Origin of the sequence: Rheinheimera soli (assembly GCF_021290985.1) — a bacterium.
Lineage (GTDB): Bacteria > Pseudomonadota > Gammaproteobacteria > Enterobacterales > Alteromonadaceae > Pararheinheimera > Pararheinheimera soli.
The window spans coordinates 91,877-116,217 of record NZ_JAJOYU010000010.1 but is presented as its reverse complement, the minus strand read 5'-3'; the positions used below and the strand labels follow the sequence as shown (position 1 = coordinate 116,217).

Sequence of the window (24,341 nt, the reverse complement as noted above, 5' to 3'; positions counted from 1 at the left end):
AACCTGCGCTTTAGGCCATTTGCAATAAAGGCCGCTCTGCTGGCGTCGTTGCTTTGGCATAAAAACCTGAGATTACATCCGATCTTAATGTCATCAATGGATCACGTTGTAAAGACTCAAATTGAGGTGCTGTAAATTCATTTTGATTGCTTGCAGACACTTCGTAAGGTTCCCATTCAATGTCGGATACCTCTGAGCTTTGAGATACCTGCTCTGATCTGCTTCTGACCATTTCCGCAATCTCTGCGGTCAAATCAGCCTGAGCTTCCATTAAAGTCCGGCTGGCCTGAGCTGCCACTGAACGATCTGCACCTGAAGGTTCAGCTGGAGCCAAAGCTGCAGCTTTGACTTGCTGCATTTTCTGGATAGTAGCGCGGGGGTCATTCGGAATTTCTGAAATATCAATACGAACTTCACCACCCACTGCATACTGTTGACCATCAGGACCGGTTTCGTATTCGTAGCTTGGCGCACTGGCATACTGGCCACCAATAGCAGCATGTGCCTGTTCATGAATTTTCACTTCCCGATCACGGGCTTTTAACTCAGCAACACGTTTTTGCTCAGCCTGCTCTTCTTTTTGCTGCTGAGGGTCATCTTTCTGCTGACCGGAAGAGTTTTTCTTGTCTTGCTCTGAATCAGACTGGGATTCTTTTTCCACTACCGCCTGGCGGTATTCCAGACCTTTAGTTTTAACATCTTCATAAGTAGAGGCGTTGCCATTGCGGCTTTTTTCATCCGCCATCAGGCCTTTTTCAGCAGCGGACCGTTCCATAGCTGCTACAGGTTCTATCACTTCACGGCGCAAATTATCACGCCGGGCCATATCCATGGCCGGATTACCAGTGTGCAAAGGCACATTTGGATAATTTGAAGTGAGTAACATAAAAGCTTTTTACACCCTTAAATCAATAACAGAACCCAACATCTCATCGGCAGTTTTTACCGACTTCAGGTTGGCTTCAGCGTTAATTTGTTCATTACTTAAAGTCACCAGACTTTGCTCCATCGATGGGCCAGTAGTTGGCTCGACCGGAGTTTCCAGTGCCCGCTGATTGCTGCTTTGGGCAGCTTGCTGATTTATATTGACGGTTGCTTCAGTCACAGCGTCAGATGCACGCTGAAAGCCCTGAAAACCGCTCGTAAAGGCTGAACTGATTTCCATCATGACCTCGTTGACTAATTAAACTGACCAATTGAACTGGGTGATTATTAGCCATTTTTCGGCAAAACGAAAGCTCGGCGGCAATTATTTGCCGCCAAAATGCAGGTTTTTCTAATTTAGTTAAGAATTATGCCGCTATATGTAGGGATAACAGGGAAATAAACTCGTCCTGATGCGAAATAAAAGGCGCATGTGAGGATTTTTGTAATAGCTCTATCTGCAGTTCAGGTCGCAAACTTTGGAGTAAAGGTGCTATAGCAACAGGCACCAAAGAGTCTAAACGACCCAAAAGGATAAAAACCGATTGAGTTAAAGCGGCAAATTCCTGCCGCAAATCTAAGGTGGCTAATAATTCCAATCCACCTTGCAAAGCGAAAGCTGAAGGCAGGGGCAAACTCAAAACGGCTTGTTTTAGCAATTTAATGTCCTGACGTGCCGTACTGCTACCCATCGCCTGAATCGCCAAAAAGCGCTCTACTGTTAAAGCCAGATCCTGCTGTAACTGTCCGGCAAACTGCTGCATCACAGTGCTTTGCATACCAGGCCAGTTATCTTTGGCCATAAAACAGGGGGAACTGGCAATTAACCCCAGCTTTTTCACTTTATGCGGGTATCGGCTGGCTAAAGCTATGGCCAGCAGGCCACCTAAAGACCAGCCGATCACTACACTTTGATCCGGAATTTGCTCAGCCAGCACAGCTAAAACACTGTCGATATCATAAGAAGCAGGGCAAGGTGACAGACCAAAGCCTGGTAAATCCGGCGTCAGAATATCAAGTTCTTTTGGCAATGCCTGCAACAGCTGAGACCAAACCTGATGGTTTAAACCCCAGCCATGCAATAACACCAGCGGATTTTGGTTAAATTTTGTTTGTTCTGTCATCAGCTCGACCATACTTATTGTTATGTCTGGCCTTTTATCAAAGCAGGGATGCGGATGCAAGCGACTTTGCTGCAGCAGCTGGTACATTTGCTGGCGCCCAACTGTTGCTTATGGTGCCAGATGCAGGTGCAGCAGCCACAAACTCAGCTTTGTGACTATTGCCACAGTCATTTACCCCAGCTGGATTTAAGCTGGGTGGATCACAATGCTTTGTTATTGCCTGATGTTGCCAAAGGTTTGCCCAGAGTGAAGTTTGACAGGCTGTATAGCCTGAGCTGGTACAGGCAGCCTTACAGGCACTGGATCAGCAGCTGGAAATTTCAGCAACAGCATGCTGCGGGCGAATTGTTATGTCAGTTGTTTTACCAACAGGCACAGCTGTATCAACAGCAGGCCGGGGAATTGCCGGATTGCATCAGCTATACCCCTATCTCGGTAAACAGGCTGCAGGATCGAGGCTTTAATCAGGCAAAGTTATTGGCATTACAACTGGCTAAAGCCTGGCAGAAACCTTGTGTCAGCTTATTTCAAAGCCCGGATTTAGTGCCCCATCAGATAGGATTAAACCGCAGGCAACGACTGGATAACTTAAAAGGAAAAATTCAACTGAAGGAAGGTATTTTACCCAGTCACGTAGTACTGGTGGACGATGTGATCACCACAGGAGCCACTTTGGATTATCTGAGCGCTTTGTTAAAAGCCAAAGGAGTCCAGACTGTCAGTGTCTGGACTCTGGCTATTACCAGGGTACTTTAGTGGGCTTCCTCTTCATCGGCCTCTTCGCCTTCACCATCGGACGATTCAGCACTGAACATTTTGCCAAAATACATAGCATTCACTAATAAACGGCTGGAGCCGACAAAATAACCACGGAATACCGGATTATCTGTCATGGCAATAACCCGGCCATTGCCATGGTTATGAGCTATTAATGCAGCACCATCTGCAATACGATTGACGTATTCAGGCGCTGTGTAACCAGCAAGTTGAGGTTTATCTGTATATAAAGCCACGTTGATAAATGGGTCTTCACTGGGGGCCAGTAAAAAGGTGCCATTTTTAAACACAGCTAAGTCTTTGCGGTTGATACCAAAAGTTAAAGGATGGCTTAAATCCAGTTCAGTCTGGTAAATAGCACCGGCAATACGGCGCTGACCAGCCAGACTTTCTTTATCGGCATAACTTAATTGTTGATCTGAAATCAGCATCGCCATATCAGCCGGCGTCCAGGCTTTTGCTTTGAGTAAACCTGCGCGCACCAGAAATGCTGCCCCGCCTTTATGGCCCCACAACACACCACCTTGTTTCGCCCACTGATTGAGCTGTTGTTGCTCTTTTTGTTGCAGGCTGTTGTAGCTGCCGTCCGGCAAAATGATATGAGTGTAACGGGATAAATCGACCCGGCCTAAACGCTGAGGTTCAATCAGGCTAGGGGAAATGCCCGCCAGCTTTTCAAGGTTAAACCAGACTTCACCTGCCTCTGTAGAATTCACATCAGGACCGGCCACCAACAATACATTCGGCTTAGTCACTGGCACAAAACCATTGCTGCCTAAATCCTGACCCTTAGCGGTTAAGCCTGAAGTTAAAGCTGTGATGCTTAAACCGACCTGTTGCTGGGCTTTACCCAGTAGTTCAAACCAGTTGTTGTGTTGTTGCAAACCCGCAGCAATAACAATAGCTCCGGCATTAAAAGCCTGCTCACCATCCGCAGTTTTGGCGAAAAAGGCTTTACTGGCTGCACGTAATACCACGCCTTGCTCTAACAGCGTTTGCGTTAACAAAGGTGCCTTTTGATCGCTCCAGTCAAAAGCGTAAGCATAGGCACCAGCGGATGGCATCAGCGCCGTTTCGGATTGAGGCTCCCATGGAGCTTCAGCTACACCAGCAGGTTTACGCGCTACGGTACTGAATTCAATATTAAAAGCATAAGGTAAAGTCCAGGCTGAAACGTCATAAAAAGTATTGTCCTGGAAGTTAGTTTGGGTGCTAAACGCAGCTTTTAATAACAGATACTGGCTCTGTTGCAGCGGAATATAATAAGCCTGACCTTTTTGGTAGGTCTGGCCTTTATGCTGCCAGCGTTCATTGATCGGGTAGGCTTTGATCTGATGCTGTTTTAACAAGTTCAGTAAGCTGGCTAATCTGGTTTTATCTTCAGTCTCAGCAATCACATAGCCAGCTACAGACTCATCGGCAGCCAGACGCTCTGACTCTAATACAAAAGCTTTCTGATAGCTTTGCAGTGCTTTTTTTTGCGCTACCGAACCGCGCAAGGTCGATAACGACACTATGTACTGATTTTCAATGGTTTTACTAAAAGACAGAGGACCATTGATACTGTCCTGCAGGTGACCACGGCTACTGGCCTGTTCAAATAAAATCCCTACGCTGGCGTTTACGTCAGGATAAGTAGAGCCCTTACCTACATAAAAATCATCAAAACTTTCTTCGGTGTAATACAAACGGCCTTTTTTATCCAAAGCTGCTGCGTGGTAATCGGCAATTTTGGCGGTCAGTTGCTGATTGGCTTTTGGCGTTAAAGGGTAAGTACGGGTCGGAATGCCGGGCTGAAAGAAAAAAGTAGTGTTAGGCCCCATCTCATGAAAATCGCCCACCACGGCCGGACGCCATTTATAAAACTGGCTGATGCGGGCCTGGCTTTCCGGGTGTTCCAGTGGTAACCAGTCCCGGTTTAAATCAAACCAATAATGATTAGGGCGACCATTCGGCCAGGGTTCTATATGTTCACGGCTTTGTGGGTCGGCTACAGGCGCTTTGCCTTTGTGCATATTGGCCCAATTGGCAAAACGATCTAATCCATCTGGGTTTAAGCTGGGCTGGATTAGTATCACTGTATTTTTCAGCCAGTCTTGTACTTCGGCATCTGTGCTTGTCAATAAATGATGGGCAAGCTGCACTGAAGCATTAGGGCCGCTGGACTCATTGCCATGTACGCCATAACCAAGCCAGACAATCAGTGGCAAATCATTTGCCAGTTCAGTACCTGTAGATAACTGAGCCAGATGCTGTAGGCGGATTTGTTCCAACTTTTTTAAGTTTTCAGCAGAAGAAACAATAAGCTGCAATACAGGTTTCTGTTCATGGGTATAGCCGATAACTTCCAGTTGGGCTTTATCTGACGCTGTGGCCAGTTGCTGGAAATACATTTGAATTTGATCATGGCGCAAATGCCATTCGCCCACTGGATAACCAAAAAATTGTTGCGGGCTTTGTGGCGCAGCCATTGAGAACTGGCTACTCAATCCCAATAATAAAGCACTGATAATAGTTGTTATTTTATACATTGTTTTTCTCCCTTTCTGGGCGCTACCTTAGCAATAAAAAGTCAGGCCCGACAAGCGGGGCTGGCAAGGTACAGGAAGTCAGAGTATCATAGCCATTAACCTAGTAATTTAGTCAGGTACTACCACATGATTACCATTTCAGAACAGGCGCAGAGCCATTTTCGTAAACTGCTGGAAAAACAGGCCGCTGGTACTCATATCCGCGTATTTGTGGTCAACCCGGGCACTGTTTCTGCGGAATGTGGCGTGTCTTACTGCCCTGCCGATGCGGTAGAAAGCACAGATTTAGAGCTGCCATTTGAAGGTTTTATCGCAATAGTAGATGCCGAAAGCAAACCTTTTTTAGTGGATGCTGAAATTGACTTTGTCACCGATCAGATGGGTTCTCAGCTGACATTAAAAGCGCCAAACGCCAAAGTACGTAAGGTGAACGACGACGCTTCACTGAAGGAAAAAGTGCAATACGTGATTGATGCAGAAATTAACCCTCAGTTGGCTAACCATGGTGGTCGTGTTTCTGTGGTCGAACTGACCGATGATGGTATTGCTGTACTGCAATTTGGCGGTGGCTGTAATGGCTGTTCACAAGTCGATTTAACCTTAAAAGAAGGCATCGAAAAAGAACTGCTGCAACGTTTTGCCGGTGAATTAACAGCGGTACGTGATGTGACTGACCACCAGCGCGGTGAGCATTCTTATTACTGATTTATGCTATTTATGAAATACAGAGGCCACTTGATGTGGCCTTTATTGTATTGATTCAAAAGGAGTTCACAAATGAAATTGCTGGCCTGTTTGTTGGTTTTACTGAGCTTTTCAAGCTACGCTGCTGTTATTTTACAGTACCACCATGTCAGCACTCAGACTCCCCGTTCTACCAGCGTGACGCCGCAAGAATTCCGCACTCATTTGCAGTATTTGAAAGACCACAACTATCAGGTGATTGGGCTCGATACTTTGTTAGAGCAACTTCAAAACGGAAAAGAGCCGGACGACAATGCCGTAGTGATCACTTTTGACGATGGTTTTGACAATATTTACCATCAGGCGCACCCTATTTTGCAGGAGTTTGATTTTCCTTATACGGTGTTTTTAAGCCCAGCTTTAATAGACCGCAAAGAAGGGCCGGTATTAAGTTGGGATCAAGTCAAACAGCTGCAAAAAGACGGCGTTATTATTGCGAACCACAGCTCTTACCATGCACATCTGGCGAAACCCAACAAAGGCGAAAGCAAAGCAGACTGGTTGAAACGAGTGAAAACCGATATTTTGCTGGCGCAAACTCAGTTAGAACAACAGCTGGGCATTAAACACAAGTGGCTGGCTTACCCATATGGCGACTTTAGTGTTGAGCTGGAGCAGATGGTGCAAGAATTGGGTTTTATTGGCATAGGCCAGCAATCCGGCGCTGTGGGCCTGAACAGCCTGATGACCCGCCTGCCGCGTTATCCTTCGTCCAGCCAGTATGCAGCCTTAAAACACTTTATACCTAAGTTAAAAACTCTGGCCTTGCCAGTCAAACGCTATATAGCAGCAGATCCGGTCAAAGGCCCAAACCCACCCACTCTGACTTTGCAAATCGATAGCTCAGATTTTAAAACCAGCCAGCTGAATTGCTTTAGCAATGGCGAGCCCATTAAAGTCAGCTGGTTAAAACCGGACACCTTTAGCGCTCAAGCGGGTCAAAAGCTAAAAACCAGCCATAAACGCTATAACTGCACAGCCCCTTCGTTAAGTAAAAAAGGCTATTTCTACTGGTATTCCCAGCCTTGGGTTATGGAGTAGTGGTTCGAAAATAGGGCATGTAACACAAGCTTAAGAATTTGCCATTTTGAGAATATGACTACTGGCTCAAGCACTGATTGCTCACCCCACCGATTTGCCCTGACCACCGCAACCAGAAAAGGGTGACCGGGCCGCTGGTGGTTTTGCTACACCTCAACCCTATTAACTGGTAAACAGCGTCGTTTTGACTAAGTAGTTCAAAGCATATTCAAGCGAAACTATTTCAAAAAAGACCGTCTATTTAATCTGTTCTGGCTTAACTTTACTGTAATCAATATTTCGGTCTCGCAGCCATTGTTCAACTTTTTTCTTTTGTTGATAAACAGAAGATTTGTTATCAAGTACCTTTTCATCACGATCCAAACAATGAAACAATAAAACCATACCCATGCGATTCACCATTTGAAAATTAGCACCGCGATTTAACAAATCCAGAACTACATCATATCGACCTAAAGCCGCCGCATGCCCTAACAATGTTGTACCTATGTTATCTTTGATTTCAAGGTCTGTTCCGGCTGCAATCAACTGATAATAATTATTCGGGATATTTGTATTCTCTGACTTAACTGTTTCCCAAATTGCTGGGCTGTCATACATCCCGCCTCGCAGATTTGGGTCGCCACCGTATGATAATGCCAGCTGTAAGAAACGGCTGTCTTGATGCCTAGTTGCCCAATGCATCATTGTTCCCGAATCATCAAAACGCACATTAGGCGTGGCTCCAAGCTTTAGCAAAGCCTCAAAGCCAGCCAAGTTATTTTTGCGGATAGCCCAATACAAAGGCGTGGCTTTTGAACGTCCCTGAGCATTAACATTCACCCCACTAGCAACCAACTGACGGACTTTTAGGATATCCCCTTTTCCAGCTGCTTTGGCAAGCGCCCTTACGTGAGAGTCTGGATAGAGCTCATCCAAATCCATCATAATCAACAAGGTCTGGCGTTGATTTTCATTGTGTTTACGTTGTGACTTGTCCAACGTTCCAAAGATTGGGTCTGATGCACAAGCATTGAGTGAACATACTAAAACCAAACAATTAATGAGCATTTTTAACATGATGTACCGGCCCGTTTACACATAGCGCCCATCCCAAGAACCCTCAGAGTCAGGTATTACACCTTGCCCCAAAACAATTTATTGATTTAATTTCAGTGAGTTTAAAGAAAAAAAAACAGCGACAGATCATAAAAACACCCAATAAATCTATCCCTCAAACAGTGGATCTGTGTCAGGGCTAGGTGTCAGGTCTTGCCCTGTGCCCCAAAACACCTTGTTAAAAGCACAATAAACTCCAGCCAATTTACGCAGACCCACAATCTACCGATTCTTAGCTAACACTCTCCGACGCTTGAGAAGACCACTTCTGGGGTCAGATCTTGCCCTTTTCCCAAAACAATTTATTGATTTAATTTCATTGAGTTTAAAGAAAAAACAACAGATGTACTTAAAAGCACAGGCTTTAAGTTTTCAGGAGTTTTCTCAAACTAAGCACTGAAAATACAGCCATACCTAAAGAAGCTAACCATAAAACATAAGTGACTAAGTGTACCCCTGTGACTAAATAAGCGTTTTGATGGTTATTGGGATCGTAATAAACCTTCACACTACTATCAGCGGAGTATCGCTTTAAAGCGATGTCTTTTTCTGAGCTGTCGAGTAAGGAGTTTAAGTTCGATAATCTATTACCTGTGAAGCTTTTATGCCCAATTGAATACTTATACTCAACTTCAATGATATACCGCTCTTTGCTGTGATCGACACGCTTTGCACTGCCAGAAGTAATAACACCATCAACACTGGGCCATCCACTAGCCTTTAAACCCTCTATTGCTATGTGGCCTAAGTAAAGGCACCAGATTGAGGCCCCAACAAACATTATTATAAAAAAGGTTTTGCTGTTGTTAAACATCGATATCCCCAATCAGGGCCTTGCCAACACTATCTGATCCAACAACCCCAGCAGCAATTTAGTGCCAGTGCCTGAGGCTATGGCATCAAACACATTTTCTTCGTTTTTACCTTGTTGGCCGCCGGCTAAATCACTGACGGAGCGGATCACTATCCAGTCGACTTCGTTCACAAAACAGACCTGAGCCACAGCAGCCGATTCCATTTCAGTGACTTCTGCCTGAAATACTTTTTGCAGCCATTGGCGGTACTGCGCGTTATCTAAAAATACCGAGCCTGTTACACCATTACCTCCCACTTTGATTTGTATTGGGTGACCAGATGGCATTTTGATTGGATCTATAGTAGCAACCGCTTTTTTGGCCAGCTCGATTAATTCTGTTGTGGCGGTGAAATAAGGCATTTGCTGCGGGCTGTCCCAGCCTTGTTTAATCACGGCCATTTCTTCAGGATGGATATAACCAAAGTTTTCGTAGGCAGGTGAATGCGGGTCCTGCTTTTTACGCTTCCGGTAGCTTGCTAATGCCTGTTCATAATAATCGGGCAGAATAAATTTGCCGGGTTTGGCCGGATCAGGATTCACATAAACAGATTCATCGTGGAAGTACCAGCGTTCAGGAATAGCTATATCGCCCGGCTGGAATTGTGGATCCACAGCACCAGCAATACCCATCATCACGACCCGTTCAATAGGAAAATAGTCCAGCGCCATTTGCATTGTCATTGCGGCGTTTGGCACGCTGACACCCGTAGTAAAAATGACAATGGGTTCACCTTTATAATGGCCTAATTGGTACTTTACGCCGCGGATGGTCAGTGTTTTTTCTATTTTTGCGTCTTTAAGCTCGGCAAAGGCCTGATCTATAGCCTTAATTTCCGGCTCATAAGCAGCAACTATCGCTGTCCATTTATTGGGGGTGGTAAATTCTTTTGGACCATATTGACTAAAATCTTCGGCGCTGACATGAAGGCTAAATGCCACAGCTAGAATCAGCAGTGGGACTAAGGCGCTGGATAGAAATTTTTTCATAAGGCTCTGCTTCTGTGGTGGAGTTTGTCCCATAACTTCTTGTTATGCATACATCTCCCACCATAGGGCCTGTCGCAATAGCTTGTAAAGCCTGAGGTTGGATTAGTGATGATATGTTCTGCAGAACAATAGTTGTAATGCCTTCGATTACACAGCGTTGCAATGCCTGCGGCGATTGCAACCTACAAAACGTAAGATGCAGTCACCCAAAGGGCACTGCATCAAAGTTAGCGAGTTGCTGCAGCTATCACCAAAGGATAATCGGCTAAAAATTGTTGGTTATTAATCAGTGGCACTGCGCCAGGTTTCATTTCTGGTTTAAACATAGCGACTACTGCGCCTTGTGGATTGAGCAGTGCTAAGCTGGCACTGTGATCGACGGTATAACGTTCTTCTGTACCCTCATTAATGGCATACATCAAACCCAGTTGGCGGATAAAAGGGAATAAATCTTTGTGGTCGGCTGTTCTAGCTTTAATAGGCGCCTGGTTAAAGTAGCTGATGTACTGAGCTAATTGCTCAGGCGTGTCCCGCTTTGGGTCGACCGACACAAACCAGATTTCCAGTGGTTCAGGTGTTAGCTTCACTAAATCCTGATACATACCAGCTAACTTCGCCATGGTCATAGGGCAAATATCAGGGCAATGGGTGTAGCCGACAAAAATCAGCGTCCAGTGCCCCTGCAAATCCTTTACACCCACTGGCTGATTTTGCTCATCCAGTAAATTAAAGTCAGTTAAGGCTCTAGGTGTTGGGTAGACCAAAGCAGCCACAGGATCTGCTGTAGTGGATTTAAAACTGGCAGATAACCACAGACCAGCCGCCAATGCGACTACCGCTACAAGACCCCATAACCACTTCTGCATACAATCCTCTTTCTGTTAAAGCGCTGAGATAAACCAATAATGGTCCAGCAACAATACCAAAAATAACACCATCAGATGCCAAATCGAAAATTTAAAAGTAGCCATAGCGGTTTCAGGTTTAGCGTTAAACTTCAGTTGCCAGGCGTACCAGATAAAACCTAAATTCAGCACTGTGCTTCCGACCAGATACACAGCACCCGTCATACCGACCAGATAAGGCAATAAGCACACCAAGAACAGCACCAGGGTATAAAGGAAAATGGCACTTTTGGTGAATTCGATGCCGTGGGTCACAGGCAACATTGGCATATTTACTTTGGCATAGTCGTCGCGGCGATGAATAGCCAGCGCCCAGAAATGCGGCGGCGTCCAGGTGAATATAATCATCACTAATAACAGGGCGTGTGCATGTACTTCAGCTGTCATAGCTGTCCAGCCTAACAGCGGTGGCATAGCACCAGCTAAACCGCCAATCACGATATTCTGCGGCGTCGCTCGTTTTAAAAACATGGTGTAGACCACGGCATAACCAAACAAACTGGCGAGGGTTAGCCAGGCTGTCAGTGGATTCACTGCAATAAACAACAGCAGAAAGCCAGTACCAGCCAGCAGTACTGAAAACTTAACGGCTTGCGTTGTCGATAAACGGCCGCGGGCTACGGGTCTGTTGTAGGTGCGGGCCATTTGCGCATCAATACGCTGATCCACTATATGATTCATGGCTGCGGCTGCAGCTGACAATAAGCCTATGCCTAAAGTCGCCGCTATCATCAGGCCTAATTTAGGCAAACCGGGCTGCGCCAGCATCATACCCACCCAGGCTGTCAGCACTAACAGCGCCACCACTTTAGGTTTGGTCAGTTGATAATAATCGCGCCATTGCTGGCTGTAGTGTTGGGGTAACGCCAGAACTTTAAGCATAAGCAGACTCCTTGTTTCTGTGCAGCTGATACCCAATGACCACCAGACACATGACTAAATTGGCCGCCACAAAGTTATGTGCCACCGCATTACCCAAAGGCAAATGCAGTACTACATTGGCAAGCCCCAAACTAAATTGCAGCACCAAAAGTGCCAGTACAGCTAAAGCTAACTTTTTCAGCACACCTGAACTGCTGCGCAACAAGGCTATGGCGTAGGCAGCCACTACCACTAAAGTAATCACAGCTCCTATGCGGTGCATCACATGCACTGTAGCTCGTGCACTTTGGCTCATCACGCCGTATTCGTAGTTGTCATAGCCCAAGTGCAACGAAAAAGCTTCATCAAAATTAAGCTGATTGGTCCAGCCAGGCTCACAGACAGGTAACTGAATACAGGACAAAGCGGCATAATTGGCTGCAGTCCAGCCGCCCAAGGCAATTTGTGCTGCCAGCACCAGCAATACCGGCCAAAACAACAGCTTCAAACTTTGTTTCACTGCAATGACAGGAGCTGGTTGCAGTTGCCACCAGTACAAAGCCAATAAAGACAGCAGCGTAAAACCACCCAATAAATGCCCCATCACTATCACAGGATGCAAAGCCAAAGTGACAGTCCACATGCCTAAAGCCGCCTGGAAGATCACCAGACCTAACAATAAGGACGGCAACAACAGTCGTTTTTGTTTCAGGCTGAACAGGAAAATAGCCAGAATAAGTAAGCCCAAAGTACCGGCAAAATAACGGTGGATCATTTCATTCCAGGCTTTATGACTCTCCAGCGGCCGTTCCGGGAACAAAGCCTGAGCTTGCTCAATATGATGAGCCTGCTGTGGCACCTTTAAGAAGCCGTAACAACCTGGCCAGTCCGGACAACCTAAACCTGCATCGGTCAAGCGGGTATAAGCACCAAGGATAATAACCAGCATGGTCAGAACTATAGAGCCAGTGACAAGACGTTTCAGGGTTTTCATTACAACCCCCTGTCGTATTTCAGCAGCTTGTTTAAATCGGTCAGAATGGCTTTACCTGTTTGCACCATCTGCGTTTTATCTTCCGCCACCGGATAAGTCATTAATGCCAAACCGTGCATGTCTACCAGTACCAGCTGTTGCTGCAGGCTATCAACACCAGCAGGCAAAGGTTGCCACTGCAAGACTTGAGGTTTGTTACCTCCTGTTTGCCATAAATCCAGATGCTGCTGCTTACGGCCAAGGGCTGTATACACTTGCTGCATACCGTAATGGGCATTCTGGCAAAGCGTTGTGCATACTGCTTCATTGGTGACATACACCAGTCGCCAGTGCACATCGCCGCTGGCCGCCGGTAACAATATGATTTCTTCCTTCAGCCACTGGCCTTTGTTGGTGGTGGCGCTGCCAAACCAGCCCAAAGATAAAAATGCCTGAGCAAAAGCCAAAGGCAATAAAGAACACAACAAAAACAGCACTAAAAACTTCTTCTTGGCCATTTAAAGCTCCTTTTTCGACATAAACCAAGCCACAACTACGACAGCAACAGCCAGTAATAACCATTGCAGAGCATAAGCACGGTGTTTTTCCGGTGGCATCACTACAGCTTTGTAGTGATATAAATAAGGGGATTGATATTGATACAGCAAAGCCGGATAAAGCTCCTGGCCTAATACTCTTGATAATTCAGCGGGTTCAACTTGTTGCATACGCTGCGGCCAAAGCCCGGTTTCTTCCAGATTCAGGCCCAACCTGAAACCTTTTAATTCGGTGCGTAACAAGCCTGCCATCTCAAATTCGGCAGGAATATCCAATTCAGGCAACTGATCGCGGCTCATAGGGGCTTCAATCCAGCCTAAATTTACCAATAAGGCTGGCCCCTGATTCGATACCAGCACAGGGATCACCACGTCATAACCTGGTTTGCCCTGGATCAGTTGATTATCCAGCAACCAGACTGCTGGTTTTAACCAAACCGCTTTGCCTTGCAATTCCAGACCATCCAGTTGTTCGACGGGAATTGCTGGTACATCAGTCCAACGAACCGGGCCTTGCTGCTGTGCGCTATGCAGTTGATCCAGTTGAGCTTGTTTATATTCGGCTCGTTGCCACTGCCAGTAACTTAACTTGATCAATAAGACAAAAGCAGCCAGAGTACACAGAGCCAGCAGCCAGTGTCTGGATAAATGGGCAAACGGCTGAGCTTGCATCTTATAACCAGCCGTCGTGAGGTTTTATGTGGATTAAACTTTTACTCATTGCACTACTGCTCTTTATTGTTTTTAATTTATTTCGTGCTTTATATCTGATGCTGAAAAATGATGAAAATCAGCCCAGTATGTCGAAATTTTTAGGCCGTCGCGTCATGTGGTCAGCCATTGTATTAATAGCTGTGATCCTGGCCCTACAGTTTGGCTTCATCACCCCTCACCACAGACCCTATTGAATAAGGCGGGTCCTTTCAGACCCGCTTCGCTCCTAAAGCACGTAAACAAACACAAACAAACATAACCAGACCACATCAACAAAATGCCAGTACCAGGCCGCTGCCTGAAAGGCAAAATGCTTATGCGCCGTAAAATGATTCTTCAGCACAATTCTCAGGAACATCACCAGCAAAAACACTGCCCCTAAAGTGACATGCAAACCATGGAAACCCGTCAGTAAAAAGAAGGTATTGCCATAAATGCCTGAGTCCAGCTTTAAACCTAATTCCTGATAGGCATACACATACTCAACACCTTGCAGGTACAAAAATACTGAACCAAGCAGGATAGTAAGTCCTAACATCAGCTTTAGCTGGCCTCTTTTGTTTTGCTCCAAACCTGTATGAGCAAAATGCAAAGTGACGGAAGAAATTAATAAGATAATGGTGTTGTATAAAGGTAAACCCTGCCATGGCATGGCCTGAGTTTCAGTACCCCCTGGCGTCTTCAGTAAAGGCCATGCAGCTTCAAACGCCGGCCATAATACTGCAGCTGTACTGGCGTTATTGCTTGCGCCATCCAGCCATGGAATAGCAATCATTCGGGCATAAAACAAAGCGCCAAAAAAGGCAGCAAAAAACATCACTTCGGAAAAGATAAACCAGCTCATACATTGCCGGAACGACCTGTCCATTTGTTTGCTGTATAAGCCGTTCATCGACTCATCAATCACATTACGGAACCAGCCCACTAACATAAAAATTAAGGTAGCTATGCCAGCCAGCAATAAATAACCGCCATAACCCGGCTGGTCTTTGGTGACTTCATTGACATAATTGCCTGCACCAAACGCAATCATGAAAAGTGCTACAGCCCCCACTATCGGCCAGGGGCTTTGCTCTGGCACATAATAATGTTCATATTTGTCACTCATTGTTGTCCCCTGTTGCTGTCTCTGCAGTGACCGGGGCTACAGCATCCACTTCATACAAGGTGTAGGACAAAGTGATGGTGCTGAATTGTTCCGGTAGTGCGGGATCGACATAAAATTGCAACGGCATCAATAACTGCTGACCTGCCGTCAGATGTTGTTGGGTAAAACAGAAACATTCCATTTTATTAAAATACAAAGCAGCCTGACCCGGTGATACCGAAGGCACAGCCTGCGCTGTCATAGAACGCCCTGTAATATTGTGAGCCAGATAATCAATACGATGGATTTCGCCCGGATGAACCCGGATTTTATGTACCACAGGTTCAAAAACCCAAGGCATGTTGTTGTTCGGGCGGGCAATAAACTCGACCAGCACTTCACGTTGTTTATCTGGTATGGCAGCCTCTGCTGTGGCTGCCATAGTGGAAGTTTTACCGTTCAGGCCCGTTAAATCACAAAATACATCGTACAAAGGCACCAAGGCATAACCAAAGCCAAACATGGCTGCGGTCAGCAGGCAAAGTTTAATCACAACAGGTTGATGCTTCAGTGCCATAGGTCCTCCTACTTAATTTCAGGTGGAGTAGTAAAGCTGTGATAAGGCGCAGGAGAAGCAATAGTCCACTCCAGCCCTTCAGCTCCTTCCCATACCTGGTCTGTGGCTTTTTCACCGCCTTTAATACATTTCACCACCAGCCAGACAAACAGCAACTGGGATAAACCAAAGGCAAAACCACCTATGCTGATCAAGGCATTAAAGTCGGCAAATTGCAGAGCGTAATCCGGGATCCGTCGTGGCATACCAGCTAAGCCGACAAAATGCATAGGGAAAAACAGCACATTGACCGAAATCAGTGAACACCAGAAATGCCACTGGCCTAAGGTTTCGTCGTACATATGGCCTGTCCACTTTGGCAGCCAGTAATAAGCAGCAGCCATAATGGAGAAGATGGCACCTGTCACCAGCACATAGTGGAAATGTGCGACGACAAAGTAGGTATCATGGTATTGGAAATCGGCCGGTGTAATAGCCAGCATCAAGCCCGAGAAGCCGCCTATGGTAAAGAGCACAATAAAGGCCAAAGAAAACATCATTGGCACTTCAAAGGTCATGGCCCCTCGCCACATAGTCGCCACCCAGTTAAATACTTTTACCCCGGTCGGCACCGCTATCAACATAGTGCAGTACATAAAAAATAGTTCTGCGGCGACCGGCATACCAGTGGTAAACATATGGTGCGCCCAGACCAAAAAGGACAGCAGCGCAATACTGGAAGTTGCGTACACCATAGAGGCATAACCAAACAGCGGTTTGCGTGAGAAGGTCGGTACTATGCTGGAGATAATGCCAAAAGCCGGCAAAATCATAATGTAAACTTCAGGGTGACCAAAAAACCAGAAAATATGCTGGAACAACACAGGATCGCCGCCGCCAGCTGCATCAAAGAAACTGGTACCAAAGTACTTATCGGTCAGCACCATAGTGACAACACCAGCCAGTACAGGCATAACGGCAATCAACAGGTAAGCTGTGATAAACCAGGTCCAGACAAACAATGGCATTTTCATATACGTCATGCCAGGTGCACGCAGGTTCATAATAGTCACTATGACGTTAATAGCGCCCATGATGGACGATATGCCCATAATATGAACTGAGAACACAAAAAGCGCAGTGCTGTCATTGCTGTAAGTCGTGGAGAGCGGTGCGTAGAATGTCCAGCCAAAGCTAGGGCCACCACCTTCCATAAACAGCGAAGCTAACAAAATGCTAAAGGCAAAAGGCAGGATCCAGAAACTCCAGTTGTTCATCCGTGGCAGCGCCATATCCGGAGCCCCTATCATCATAGGGATCAACCAGTTAGCCAGGCCGGTAAAGGCCGGCATTACAGCGCCAAACACCATAATCAGACCATGGACTGTGGTCATCTGATTAAAGAAGTTTGGTTCGACAATTTGCAGTCCTGGCTGAAACAATTCGGCCCGGATCACCATCGCCATAGCACCGCCGATAAAAAACATCAGCAGTGAAAACAGCAAATACAAAGTACCTATGTCTTTATGATTGGTGGTGTAAAGCCAGCGTTTTAACCCTTTGGCTGGCCCATGATGCTCGTGCTCAGCATGAGCATGCGGATCTGTAGTAACAGTACTCATCTGCGCCCCCTATTTCGACTGTGCTTTGGCGATGTCGGCAGCTTGCACCAAATCACCCGTATTATTGTCCCAGGCGTTGCGCTCGTAAGTCACCACAGCCGCAATCTCACTCAATGTCAGTTGTTTATCAAAAGCCTGCATTGAGGTACCTGTTTTGCCATTGAGCACTATATCGATATGAGCAGGTAAATCTTCCAGTGCCATTTTGCTGCCTTTAAGCGCAGGGAAAACACCTGGAATACCCATGCCATTTGGCTGGTGACACGCGGCGCAATAACCCATATAGGTTTTTTCACCTAAAGCCATCAGCTCGTCTTTACTCATATTCATTGCCAGCAGTTTTAATTCTGCTTCTTTGGCGGCCGCCTGAGTGGCCGATTCCTGAGCTATCCACTGCTCAAAATCAGCTGGCTCTTTGGCCACCACGACCACAGGCATAAAACCATGGTCTTTACCACAAAGCTCAGCGCACTGACCGCGATAAATGCCCGGATGGTCCACACGAGTCCATGCTTCATTGATAAAGCCAGGGTTGGCATCTTTTTTCACTGCAAAAGCCGGAACCCACCAGGAATGGATCACGTCATCTGAAGTAACTAAAAAGCGGACTTTTTTACCTGTGGGTATCACTAAAGGCCGGTCTACTTCTAACAAGTAGTTTTCACCTTTACTGAGTTTATTGTCGATTTGCTGACGGGGAGTGGCCAATAAAGAGAAGTACTCCACTTTATGGTCCATGTATTTGTAATGCCACTTCCACTGCGAACCTGTGATCAATATGCTCACATCTGCTTCGGAAGTGTCTTCCATGGCGATCAAAGTTTGGGTGGCGGGAATTGCCATAATAATCAGAATAACTACAGGAAAAGCAGTCCAAAGCAACTCTACTTTGGTGCTCTCATGGAATTGGGCTGGTTCAACGCCCTTTGATTTACGATGATGAATGATGGACCAAAACATCACCCCAAATACCGCTATCCCTATTGCACAGCAAATGTAAAAAATCTTCATATGCAGGTCATAAACCTGCTGACTGATTTCTGTAACCCCTTGAGTCATGTTCAAAGGCATTTCTGCAGACTGCGTTGAAAACGCAAGCAAAAAGGTTAGCAGCGACCAACACAGATAACTGGTTCTCGCCACGTGACTTCTCCTCTGTCTTTGCACAAAAGCAAATTGCAGATCAAAGACAGTCACACCCACAGCAGTCTTTTCCGCAATTGCCATTATTATTATTGTCCCGACTTAAATTGCATAAATCGGTGCACTGATTTTTTTGTTTTGTTATCAGTTGCATATAACAAGTAGTCAAGGAACTGACAGAAGTAAACCCAGAAAATGAAAAAGCACCGATAAAACCAAATGGTCGTACCAGTGCTTTCATATTAGCAAACTATTGAGAAAGGTAGATTTTTTTACCAGCTGCTGGTTCGGATCACACCAACGGCAAGGCCTTCAATGGCAAAGTGCTGCTGACTTAAGTCCACTTTAATCACATCAAAATCACCGTTTTCCGGATGCAGATAAACCATCTGTCCTTCACGACGGAAACGTTTGACCGTCACTTCATCTTCAACCCGCGCAACCACTATTTGCCCCTGACGAGCTTCCGTTGTTTTGTGCACAGCCAATAAGTCACCATCCAAAATACCGATGTCTTTCATGCTCATACCCTGCACTTTTAATAAAAAGTCGGCATTGGGCTTAAACAAGCTGGCATCGAGCTGATAACGCTGCTGAATATGCTCTGCCGCCAGAATAGGTTGACCAGCCGCTACTTTACCAATCAGCGGTAAACCCGGATCATCTTCTTCAACATCGTTGGCGGCCTCATCTTCAACCAAACGAATACCGCGGGACGTACCCGGCATCATTTCGATAAAACCTTTTTTCGCCAGCGCTTTTAAATGCTCTTCAGCTGCATTGGCTGACTTAAACCCAAGCTGAGTCGCAATTTCAGCACGGGTTGGCGGCATACCTGAGGCTGCCTGATAATCTTTAAGCAGTTGCAGAATTTCGGCTTGTCTTGGTGTTAATGGACGCATAATGCTGAATACCTATACAGTGAGTACTGTGAGTATATACAGCCTTTTGCAGTCTGCCAAGTCGTAGACACAATTTTGCTGGTCTGGTCTTCCATGCTATTCTAGCCGCTGTTTATAAGTACGGATTCGATATGTTAAAACCAATGACATGGTTAGCCAAAGTGCTGTACTGGCCACTCAAACCTTTGGTCAGATGCAAAATAGTGCCAGAACCTGTAGCAGAAAATCTGGTGCTTGACCCCAAACAGCCCGTGTTCTACATCAGCAGAACTGCCTCCGCCAGCGACTTAGCCACCATAGCCCGGGTCTGCGATAAGCTTGGTTTGCCGGATCCTATGGAACCTGTGCTCGTTGGTAAACAAAGCCTGTCCCGTATTATTTTTCTCGAACAACCTCGTGTGCTTTGGGGCAGTCGTGCTTCAACTGACGCCTTGCAACAGGGTTTAGCTTTGCTACAAGCGCATCTGCACGATCCGCATTTTTCCGCCCAACTACTGCCAGTTTCCGTACTTTGGGGCCGGGCTCCAGGCAAAGAAAACAGTGTGAAGTCCATGCTCGGCGAGTCTGAATCTCCGAGTTGGCTGGCCAAGTTATTTATCGTCTTGATCTCAGGCCGCCATACCTTAGTGCGGTTCAGCAAAGCGGTTTCAGTACGCCAAATCATAGAGAATTCAACGGTCAACGAAGATACTGCCCACAAATTATTACGAGTGGCGCGGTTCCACTTTTACCGCCAACGTCTTGCAGCTACAGGCCCAAAACTGCCAAACCGAGCGGCTTTATTTAATTCTTTGCTTGCTTCCGATGTATTAAAAAAAGCCATTGAAGATGAAGCAAAAAGTAAAAAAATCAGCATCAAAGAAGCACGGACTGAAGCGCTAAAACTATTGGAAGAAATAGCAGCAGACTACCGCGAGTCTACCCTGAGAGTGGGCGATCGCTTCCTCGGCTGGTTATGGAAAAAGCTATATTCGGGCTTAAAAATCAGCAATGGCCAGGTTCTGACTGAACTGGTGCAAAAAGGCCATGAAATTGTTTATGTGCCTTGCCACCGCAGTCATATGGATTATCTGCTGTTAAGTTATGTGATTTATCATCAGGGCCTGGCACCGCCTCATATAGCTGCTGGTATTAACCTGAATTTCTGGCCTGTGGGTACTTTCTTTCGCCGTGGCGGTGCCTTTTTTATCCGCCGCAGTTTCAGTGGCGATAAGCTGTACTCTGCTGTCTTTCGTGAATACTTAAGCAAGCTGTTTAGCAAAGGTTATCCGGTCAAGTATTACTCCGAAGGCGGTCGCAGCCGCACTGGACGTTTATTGCAACCCAAAACCGGTATGCTCGCCATGACAGTGCAAGCCTTGCTGCGCGGCATAGACAGACCCATCAGCCTGGTACCTGTTTATCTGGGCTACGAGCATGTGATGGAAGTGAATACCTACCTGACTGAACTGAAAGGCTCAAGCAAGAAAAAAGAGTCTATAGGTGGCGTCTTCAGTGCAGTGCGAAAACTGCGGGACTATGGCTATGGTTACGTTAACTTTGGCCAGCCTATTTCGTTAAACAGCTTTTTAACTCAGCAGGTGCCTGACTGGCGTGCCGCGGCAGAAACCGCAGATACACAAAAACCTGCCTGGCTGAATCCAACTGTCGCTACACTAGCCACCCAGATTATGCAGCGAATTAACCAGGCGGCGGCGCTGAACAGCATCAACCTGATTGCCACTTGTTTACTGGCAACCCGACAACATTCTCTGACCCGGCAAGAACTGACCACTCAACTGGAGTTTTACCGTAACTTACAACACTATGCGCCTTACCACAGTGGTGTGACGCTGCCTGAAGGCTCCGTCAGCCAGTGGATTGACCATGCAATTCGTCTGAAAAAGGTGGAAGTGTCGCAAGACAGCTTTGGTCAGATCATTCAACTGACGCCGGAGAATGCGATTTTATTAAGTTACTACCGTAACAATGTTTGCCATTTATTTATGCTGCCTGCCATTCTGGCGACTGCTTTGTTGCAGCATGCACAATTAAGCAAAGTGCAGCTGATCAATATCTGTCAGTTGTTGCAACCTTTGCTGCAACACGAGTTATTTTTGCAACTGGACCAGTTTAACGCCTACATAGAACAGGTGTTGGACCAATTGCAGCAGCATCAGTTAGTGGACACTAAAGGCCAGTCTTTACAAGCAGCACCAGTGCAGCAGGTGGGTCATTTTATGCTGGAGTTACTGGCACATAATGCCCAGGACGTGCTGCAGCGTTATGCGGTGGTGCTGAACTTGTTGCAATTACACAGCCCTTTGACCCGCGCTGATTTAGAGCAGCAAAGCCATGAACTGGCACAACGCTTAAGTACTTTGCATGGCATCAGCTCGCCTGAATACCATGATAAGCAGCTGTTTGCGACCTTAATTAATGCACTGCGCGAAGCCGGTTATTGTCATAGCAATGAACAAAACGAGCTGGAGGCCACAGCCATTTTGTTGCCTTTGCAACAAACGGTAAACGGCCTATTAAGAGCGGACGTGCTGCAAACAGTGCTCAGCATAGTGAAAAAGAAAGTCTAAGAAAATAGCGTTTTCACCGATAAAAAAACCACCTGAAGGTGGTTTTTTTATTCAGCTACTGAGAAATCAGCGGGCTTTGTCGTAACTACGGATCACACCTTCTTGCATAGTGGACGCCACTAACACACCATCCCTATTAAAAAACTGACCACGCACCAGACCACGGGCACCTGAGGCACTTGGGCTATCGACTGCGTACAATAACCAGTCGTCAAAACGGAAATCGTGATGGAACCACATGGCGTGATCGATAGTGGCTACCTGCATATTAGGCGCCATAAAGGACTTACCATGAGGCTGCAAAGCGGTCGGCAGGAAGTTAAAATCTGAAGCATAAGCCAGCAGATACTTATGCACCCTTAAATCATCCGGCATTACACCATTGGCTTTAAACCAGACATAACGTTTCGCCTGACTGATCTGCGGATTAAAAGGGTTATGAAAAGCCACAGGCCGCATTTCAATGGGTTTTTCGCAAATAAACTTGCTGCGTAATGATTCAGGAATTAAATGGGCGTGCTCGCGGTAGAACTCTAAATCAGACGCCAGCTCTTCAGGCGCAGGCACTCGGGGCATCAGCTCCTGATGCTCAAAACCTTGTTCTTCAGCCTGAAAAGACGCCGTCATATAAAAAATAGGTTTACCAAACTGAATAGCGCTGACCCGTCTGGTACTGAAGCTTTTGCCGTCACGGATATTTTCCACTTCGTAGACTATAGGTTTACTGGCATCACCTGGACGTAAAAAATAGGAGTGGAACGAATGCACTTTACGATCAGCGTCTACTGTTTCTTTGGATGCAGACAAGGCCTGCCCCATCACCTGACCACCAAACACAGCTTTAAAACCCAGATCCTGACTTTGACCTCTGTACAAACCCTGCTCTATGGTTTCCAGCTTTAAAAGGGATAATAAGTCGGACAAAACCTGACTCATGTGCAACTCCTGAAAAATAGTGATAGCTCTATTGTGCAGCATGCCAGAGCAGAGTGCAAAATTGGCTGGTTCAGGCAGGGTAATTCAGGCTAAAGTAGTTTTTCTTCACCCTTGCACTACAGGACCGGGTAAAACTGATGAACTACTGGTTATTTAAAACTGAACCTGAAGAATGCAGTATTGATGACTTTGCCAAAGCACCGGACAAAGCCATTGTATGGGAAGGTGTGCGCAATTATCAGGCCCGTAACTTTTTGCGGGATCAGGTGAAAGCCGGGGATCTGGTGTTTATTTATCATTCCAGTTGCAAAGATATTGGTATTGCAGGAGTGGCGAAAGTGGTACAAAGCAGTTACCCCGACCCAAGCCAATTTAACTCACTAAGCCCTTATTTTGATGCAAAATCCAGTGGCACTAAGGCGCCATGGGTTGCTGTGGATCTGCAATTTGTCGAGAAATTCTCCCAACTTCTGTCGCTCGACAAACTCAAACAGTCAACTAAGCTAGAGCAGCTAGCGCTGGTTAAAAAGGGCAACAGATTGTCTGTGATGCCTGTCAGTTCTGCAGAGTGGCAACAGATACTAATAATGAGTAAGCATCAGGGGACAGCGTAGATGAAGCAGGAAAGACGGCGTGAACCACGGGATTTAAACTACTTCTGGGAAATGCTCAGCATGGCACAGAAGTTTTCTGTCTCGGAATTACAGCGTTTTGGTTATGAGTTGTCTTTTGTGCGGCAGCAGGAACAACAAAGAGTAGCAGTACTAAAAGCAGGGCTTAAAATGGCCTCTATTGATGAAGACGGGCAAATTAATACAGCACCAGAGGTTTTCCTGCGCGATTAAGTGGGCTCTTCAGAACGGGCCATAAAACAGATTAGCCAGCCAGCCGATCAGAATGCACAGGCTGATAGTCCTGCAGCATCTCCACAGCACGCTGACACATTTTCAGGTAAGACGTCAGCGTATTGCTTTGCCAGAACTCAGTCAGCGCCGGATGATGACGGATAAAGTTTTCCATCTCATTAAAACTCAGCTGATTTTGTTGCTTCAGAAATTTGGCGACGGCCTGACGTGGCAAGGTGCTGTGATTAGCTTGCTCCTTACATAACACCGGAATAGCTTTACACAATAACTCAGTATGCTGGTACCAGACAGGCACCTTAGTCTGAGTTCGGCCAGCCTGGTGTACTTTCGCTAACAGCTGCTGGCTTTGCTCTTCAGCCAGCCAGAATGCCAGATGCTCTAATTGCACAGACTGTTGCTCAGCAAAATGCAGTTGCACTTTTAACCTGTTTTGCATTTTGCCCAATTGATCCAGTTTCATTGCCAAAAACACAATAGGCGCAACCGCGATCAACAATAACAACATCCACATCTGAATTTCACTCCCTAGCGCTGCAACTAAAACAGCGGCACTTTACCAGAGGCGGG

Annotated in this window: 26 protein-coding genes; 7 read left to right on the top strand and 19 right to left on the bottom strand. The window is 46.3% G+C overall.

The window, feature by feature from the left end; translation table 11 throughout:
- Positions 1-10: 10 nt before the first annotated feature.
- The 3 genes from LSG37_RS09205 to bioH all read right to left on the bottom strand — a co-directional run bounded on the left by LSG37_RS09205 (position 11) and on the right by bioH (position 2,048).
- Complete coding sequence (locus LSG37_RS09205; protein ID WP_233079594.1) at positions 11-886, bottom strand: putative metalloprotease CJM1_0395 family protein; 876 nt, start codon at positions 884-886, stop codon at positions 11-13.
- A 9-nt stretch (positions 887-895) separates the two neighbouring features.
- A complete protein-coding gene (locus LSG37_RS09200; protein WP_233079593.1) occupies positions 896-1,165 on the bottom strand; it encodes an excinuclease ATPase subunit in 270 nt (89 codons plus the stop codon).
- 127 nt (positions 1,166-1,292) lie between these two features.
- On the bottom strand, positions 1,293-2,048 hold the full coding sequence (gene bioH, locus LSG37_RS09195) for a pimeloyl-ACP methyl ester esterase BioH (protein ID WP_233079592.1): 756 nt from the start codon (positions 2,046-2,048) through the stop codon (positions 1,293-1,295).
- 54 nt (positions 2,049-2,102) lie between these two features.
- Here bioH and LSG37_RS09190 point away from each other — a divergent pair, with 54 nt between their 5' ends.
- Positions 2,103-2,804, top strand: a complete 702-nt coding sequence (locus LSG37_RS09190) for a ComF family protein (RefSeq protein WP_233079591.1) — start codon at positions 2,103-2,105, stop codon at positions 2,802-2,804.
- Here the strand turns inward: LSG37_RS09190 and LSG37_RS09185 are convergent.
- Positions 2,801-5,356, bottom strand: a complete 2,556-nt coding sequence (locus tag LSG37_RS09185; RefSeq protein ID WP_233079590.1) for a M14 family zinc carboxypeptidase — start codon at positions 5,354-5,356, stop codon at positions 2,801-2,803. The genes LSG37_RS09190 and LSG37_RS09185 overlap by 4 nt on opposite strands.
- A gap of 126 nt (positions 5,357-5,482) precedes the next feature.
- Between LSG37_RS09185 and nfuA the strand changes: the two genes are divergently transcribed.
- Positions 5,483-6,061, top strand: coding sequence for a Fe-S biogenesis protein NfuA (gene nfuA / locus LSG37_RS09180; RefSeq protein WP_233079589.1), 579 nt, complete (start codon positions 5,483-5,485; stop codon positions 6,059-6,061).
- A 72-nt stretch (positions 6,062-6,133) separates the two neighbouring features.
- A complete protein-coding gene (locus LSG37_RS09175) occupies positions 6,134-7,141 on the top strand; it encodes a polysaccharide deacetylase family protein (RefSeq protein ID WP_233079588.1) in 1,008 nt (335 codons plus the stop codon).
- Between the two features lie 237 nt (positions 7,142-7,378).
- On the opposite strand, the gene LSG37_RS09170 is transcribed toward LSG37_RS09175, so the two are convergent.
- The 8 genes from LSG37_RS09170 to LSG37_RS09135 all read right to left on the bottom strand — a co-directional run bounded on the left by LSG37_RS09170 (position 7,379) and on the right by LSG37_RS09135 (position 14,050).
- Entirely contained in the window at positions 7,379-8,200 is an 822-nt protein-coding gene (locus LSG37_RS09170) for an ankyrin repeat domain-containing protein (protein WP_233079587.1), read from the bottom strand.
- A 403-nt stretch (positions 8,201-8,603) separates the two neighbouring features.
- Positions 8,604-9,053, bottom strand: a complete 450-nt coding sequence (locus tag LSG37_RS09165; protein WP_233079586.1) for a DUF3592 domain-containing protein — start codon at positions 9,051-9,053, stop codon at positions 8,604-8,606.
- 12 nt (positions 9,054-9,065) lie between these two features.
- The gene (locus LSG37_RS09160; RefSeq protein WP_233079585.1) at positions 9,066-10,082 is read right to left on the bottom strand and encodes a 5'-methylthioadenosine/S-adenosylhomocysteine nucleosidase family protein; all 1,017 of its coding nucleotides are present in this window, start codon (positions 10,080-10,082) and stop codon (positions 9,066-9,068) included.
- 227 nt (positions 10,083-10,309) lie between these two features.
- On the bottom strand, positions 10,310-10,948 hold the full coding sequence (locus LSG37_RS09155) for an SCO family protein (RefSeq protein ID WP_233079584.1): 639 nt from the start codon (positions 10,946-10,948) through the stop codon (positions 10,310-10,312).
- 15 nt (positions 10,949-10,963) lie between these two features.
- Positions 10,964-11,869: a heme o synthase gene (gene cyoE, locus LSG37_RS09150; RefSeq protein WP_233079583.1), complete on the bottom strand. Its 906-nt coding sequence runs from the start codon at positions 11,867-11,869 to the stop codon at positions 10,964-10,966.
- Positions 11,862-12,842 (bottom strand): COX15/CtaA family protein, encoded by a 981-nt coding sequence (locus tag LSG37_RS09145; protein WP_233079582.1) that lies wholly within the window; start codon positions 12,840-12,842, stop codon positions 11,862-11,864. Before LSG37_RS09145 ends, cyoE begins: the two co-directional genes overlap by 8 nt.
- Complete coding sequence (locus LSG37_RS09140; RefSeq protein WP_233079581.1) at positions 12,842-13,339, bottom strand: hypothetical protein; 498 nt, start codon at positions 13,337-13,339, stop codon at positions 12,842-12,844. Before LSG37_RS09140 ends, LSG37_RS09145 begins: the two co-directional genes overlap by 1 nt.
- The gene (locus LSG37_RS09135) at positions 13,340-14,050 is read right to left on the bottom strand and encodes an SURF1 family protein (RefSeq protein WP_233079580.1); all 711 of its coding nucleotides are present in this window, start codon (positions 14,048-14,050) and stop codon (positions 13,340-13,342) included.
- 26 nt (positions 14,051-14,076) lie between these two features.
- On the opposite strand from LSG37_RS09135, the gene LSG37_RS09130 reads away from it, so the two are divergent.
- Complete coding sequence (locus LSG37_RS09130; protein ID WP_233079579.1) at positions 14,077-14,286, top strand: DUF2909 domain-containing protein; 210 nt, start codon at positions 14,077-14,079, stop codon at positions 14,284-14,286.
- A 32-nt stretch (positions 14,287-14,318) separates the two neighbouring features.
- Here the strand turns inward: LSG37_RS09130 and LSG37_RS09125 are convergent, their stop codons facing one another.
- From LSG37_RS09125 to lexA, 5 genes are all read right to left on the bottom strand, one after another.
- Positions 14,319-15,200 (bottom strand): cytochrome c oxidase subunit 3, encoded by an 882-nt coding sequence (locus LSG37_RS09125; protein ID WP_233079578.1) that lies wholly within the window; start codon positions 15,198-15,200, stop codon positions 14,319-14,321.
- Positions 15,193-15,756: a cytochrome c oxidase assembly protein gene (locus LSG37_RS09120; protein ID WP_233079577.1), complete on the bottom strand. Its 564-nt coding sequence runs from the start codon at positions 15,754-15,756 to the stop codon at positions 15,193-15,195. Before LSG37_RS09120 ends, LSG37_RS09125 begins: the two co-directional genes overlap by 8 nt.
- Positions 15,757-15,764: 8 nt before the next feature.
- On the bottom strand, positions 15,765-17,357 hold the full coding sequence (gene ctaD / locus LSG37_RS09115) for a cytochrome c oxidase subunit I (RefSeq protein ID WP_233079576.1): 1,593 nt from the start codon (positions 17,355-17,357) through the stop codon (positions 15,765-15,767).
- 9 nt (positions 17,358-17,366) lie between these two features.
- A complete protein-coding gene (gene coxB / locus LSG37_RS09110) occupies positions 17,367-18,500 on the bottom strand; it encodes a cytochrome c oxidase subunit II (RefSeq protein ID WP_233079575.1) in 1,134 nt (377 codons plus the stop codon).
- A gap of 272 nt (positions 18,501-18,772) precedes the next feature.
- On the bottom strand, positions 18,773-19,402 hold the full coding sequence (gene lexA / locus LSG37_RS09105) for a transcriptional repressor LexA (protein ID WP_233079574.1): 630 nt from the start codon (positions 19,400-19,402) through the stop codon (positions 18,773-18,775).
- A 131-nt stretch (positions 19,403-19,533) separates the two neighbouring features.
- On the opposite strand from lexA, the gene plsB reads away from it, so the two are divergent.
- Positions 19,534-21,972 carry a glycerol-3-phosphate 1-O-acyltransferase PlsB gene (gene plsB, locus LSG37_RS09100; protein ID WP_233079573.1) on the top strand — a complete coding sequence of 813 codons (2,439 nt, stop codon included), beginning with the start codon at positions 19,534-19,536 and terminating at the stop codon, positions 21,970-21,972.
- A 66-nt stretch (positions 21,973-22,038) separates the two neighbouring features.
- Here the strand turns inward: plsB and tesB are convergent, their stop codons facing one another.
- Positions 22,039-22,908, bottom strand: a complete 870-nt coding sequence (gene tesB, locus LSG37_RS09095; protein ID WP_233079572.1) for an acyl-CoA thioesterase II — start codon at positions 22,906-22,908, stop codon at positions 22,039-22,041.
- Positions 22,909-23,045: 137 nt separating this feature from the next.
- On the opposite strand from tesB, the gene LSG37_RS09090 reads away from it, so the two are divergent.
- Both LSG37_RS09090 and LSG37_RS09085 read left to right on the top strand, forming a co-directional pair.
- The gene (locus LSG37_RS09090) at positions 23,046-23,522 is read left to right on the top strand and encodes an EVE domain-containing protein (RefSeq protein WP_233079571.1); all 477 of its coding nucleotides are present in this window, start codon (positions 23,046-23,048) and stop codon (positions 23,520-23,522) included.
- Complete coding sequence (locus LSG37_RS09085; RefSeq protein ID WP_233079570.1) at positions 23,523-23,753, top strand: hypothetical protein; 231 nt, start codon at positions 23,523-23,525, stop codon at positions 23,751-23,753.
- A gap of 31 nt (positions 23,754-23,784) precedes the next feature.
- On the opposite strand, the gene LSG37_RS09080 is transcribed toward LSG37_RS09085, so the two are convergent.
- Positions 23,785-24,285: a hypothetical protein gene (locus tag LSG37_RS09080; protein ID WP_233079569.1), complete on the bottom strand. Its 501-nt coding sequence runs from the start codon at positions 24,283-24,285 to the stop codon at positions 23,785-23,787.
- Positions 24,286-24,341 lie beyond the last annotated feature (56 nt).

Bases quoted from the DNA above. Each gene is read 5' to 3' on its own strand.
- LSG37_RS09205 (WP_233079594.1), bottom strand. From the start codon at position 886: ATGTTACTCACTTCAAATTATCCAAATGTGCCTTTGCACACTGGTAAT.
- LSG37_RS09185 (WP_233079590.1), bottom strand. From the start codon at position 5,356: ATGTATAAAATAACAACTATTATCAGTGCTTTATTATTGGGATTGAGT.
- tesB (WP_233079572.1), bottom strand. From the start codon at position 22,908: ATGAGTCAGGTTTTGTCCGACTTATTATCCCTTTTAAAGCTGGAAACC.
- ctaD (WP_233079576.1), bottom strand. From the start codon at position 17,357: ATGAGTACTGTTACTACAGATCCGCATGCTCATGCTGAGCACGAGCAT.
- lexA (WP_233079574.1), bottom strand. From the start codon at position 19,402: ATGCGTCCATTAACACCAAGACAAGCCGAAATTCTGCAACTGCTTAAA.
- LSG37_RS09160 (WP_233079585.1), bottom strand. From the start codon at position 10,082: ATGAAAAAATTTCTATCCAGCGCCTTAGTCCCACTGCTGATTCTAGCT.
- LSG37_RS09200 (WP_233079593.1), bottom strand. From the start codon at position 1,165: ATGGAAATCAGTTCAGCCTTTACGAGCGGTTTTCAGGGCTTTCAGCGT.
- LSG37_RS09175 (WP_233079588.1), top strand. From the start codon at position 6,134: ATGAAATTGCTGGCCTGTTTGTTGGTTTTACTGAGCTTTTCAAGCTAC.
- LSG37_RS09145 (WP_233079582.1), bottom strand. From the start codon at position 12,842: ATGAAAACCCTGAAACGTCTTGTCACTGGCTCTATAGTTCTGACCATG.
- nfuA (WP_233079589.1), top strand. From the start codon at position 5,483: ATGATTACCATTTCAGAACAGGCGCAGAGCCATTTTCGTAAACTGCTG.
- cyoE (WP_233079583.1), bottom strand. From the start codon at position 11,869: ATGCTTAAAGTTCTGGCGTTACCCCAACACTACAGCCAGCAATGGCGC.
- LSG37_RS09140 (WP_233079581.1), bottom strand. From the start codon at position 13,339: ATGGCCAAGAAGAAGTTTTTAGTGCTGTTTTTGTTGTGTTCTTTATTG.
- LSG37_RS09085 (WP_233079570.1), top strand. From the start codon at position 23,523: ATGAAGCAGGAAAGACGGCGTGAACCACGGGATTTAAACTACTTCTGG.
- LSG37_RS09190 (WP_233079591.1), top strand. From the start codon at position 2,103: ATGCAAGCGACTTTGCTGCAGCAGCTGGTACATTTGCTGGCGCCCAAC.
- LSG37_RS09135 (WP_233079580.1), bottom strand. From the start codon at position 14,050: ATGCAAGCTCAGCCGTTTGCCCATTTATCCAGACACTGGCTGCTGGCT.
- LSG37_RS09155 (WP_233079584.1), bottom strand. From the start codon at position 10,948: ATGCAGAAGTGGTTATGGGGTCTTGTAGCGGTAGTCGCATTGGCGGCT.
- bioH (WP_233079592.1), bottom strand. From the start codon at position 2,048: ATGACAGAACAAACAAAATTTAACCAAAATCCGCTGGTGTTATTGCAT.
- LSG37_RS09125 (WP_233079578.1), bottom strand. From the start codon at position 15,200: ATGAGTGACAAATATGAACATTATTATGTGCCAGAGCAAAGCCCCTGG.
- LSG37_RS09165 (WP_233079586.1), bottom strand. From the start codon at position 9,053: ATGTTTAACAACAGCAAAACCTTTTTTATAATAATGTTTGTTGGGGCC.
- LSG37_RS09130 (WP_233079579.1), top strand. From the start codon at position 14,077: ATGTGGATTAAACTTTTACTCATTGCACTACTGCTCTTTATTGTTTTT.
- LSG37_RS09170 (WP_233079587.1), bottom strand. From the start codon at position 8,200: ATGTTAAAAATGCTCATTAATTGTTTGGTTTTAGTATGTTCACTCAAT.
- plsB (WP_233079573.1), top strand. From the start codon at position 19,534: ATGTTAAAACCAATGACATGGTTAGCCAAAGTGCTGTACTGGCCACTC.
- LSG37_RS09080 (WP_233079569.1), bottom strand. From the start codon at position 24,285: ATGTGGATGTTGTTATTGTTGATCGCGGTTGCGCCTATTGTGTTTTTG.
- LSG37_RS09120 (WP_233079577.1), bottom strand. From the start codon at position 15,756: ATGGCACTGAAGCATCAACCTGTTGTGATTAAACTTTGCCTGCTGACC.
- LSG37_RS09090 (WP_233079571.1), top strand. From the start codon at position 23,046: ATGAACTACTGGTTATTTAAAACTGAACCTGAAGAATGCAGTATTGAT.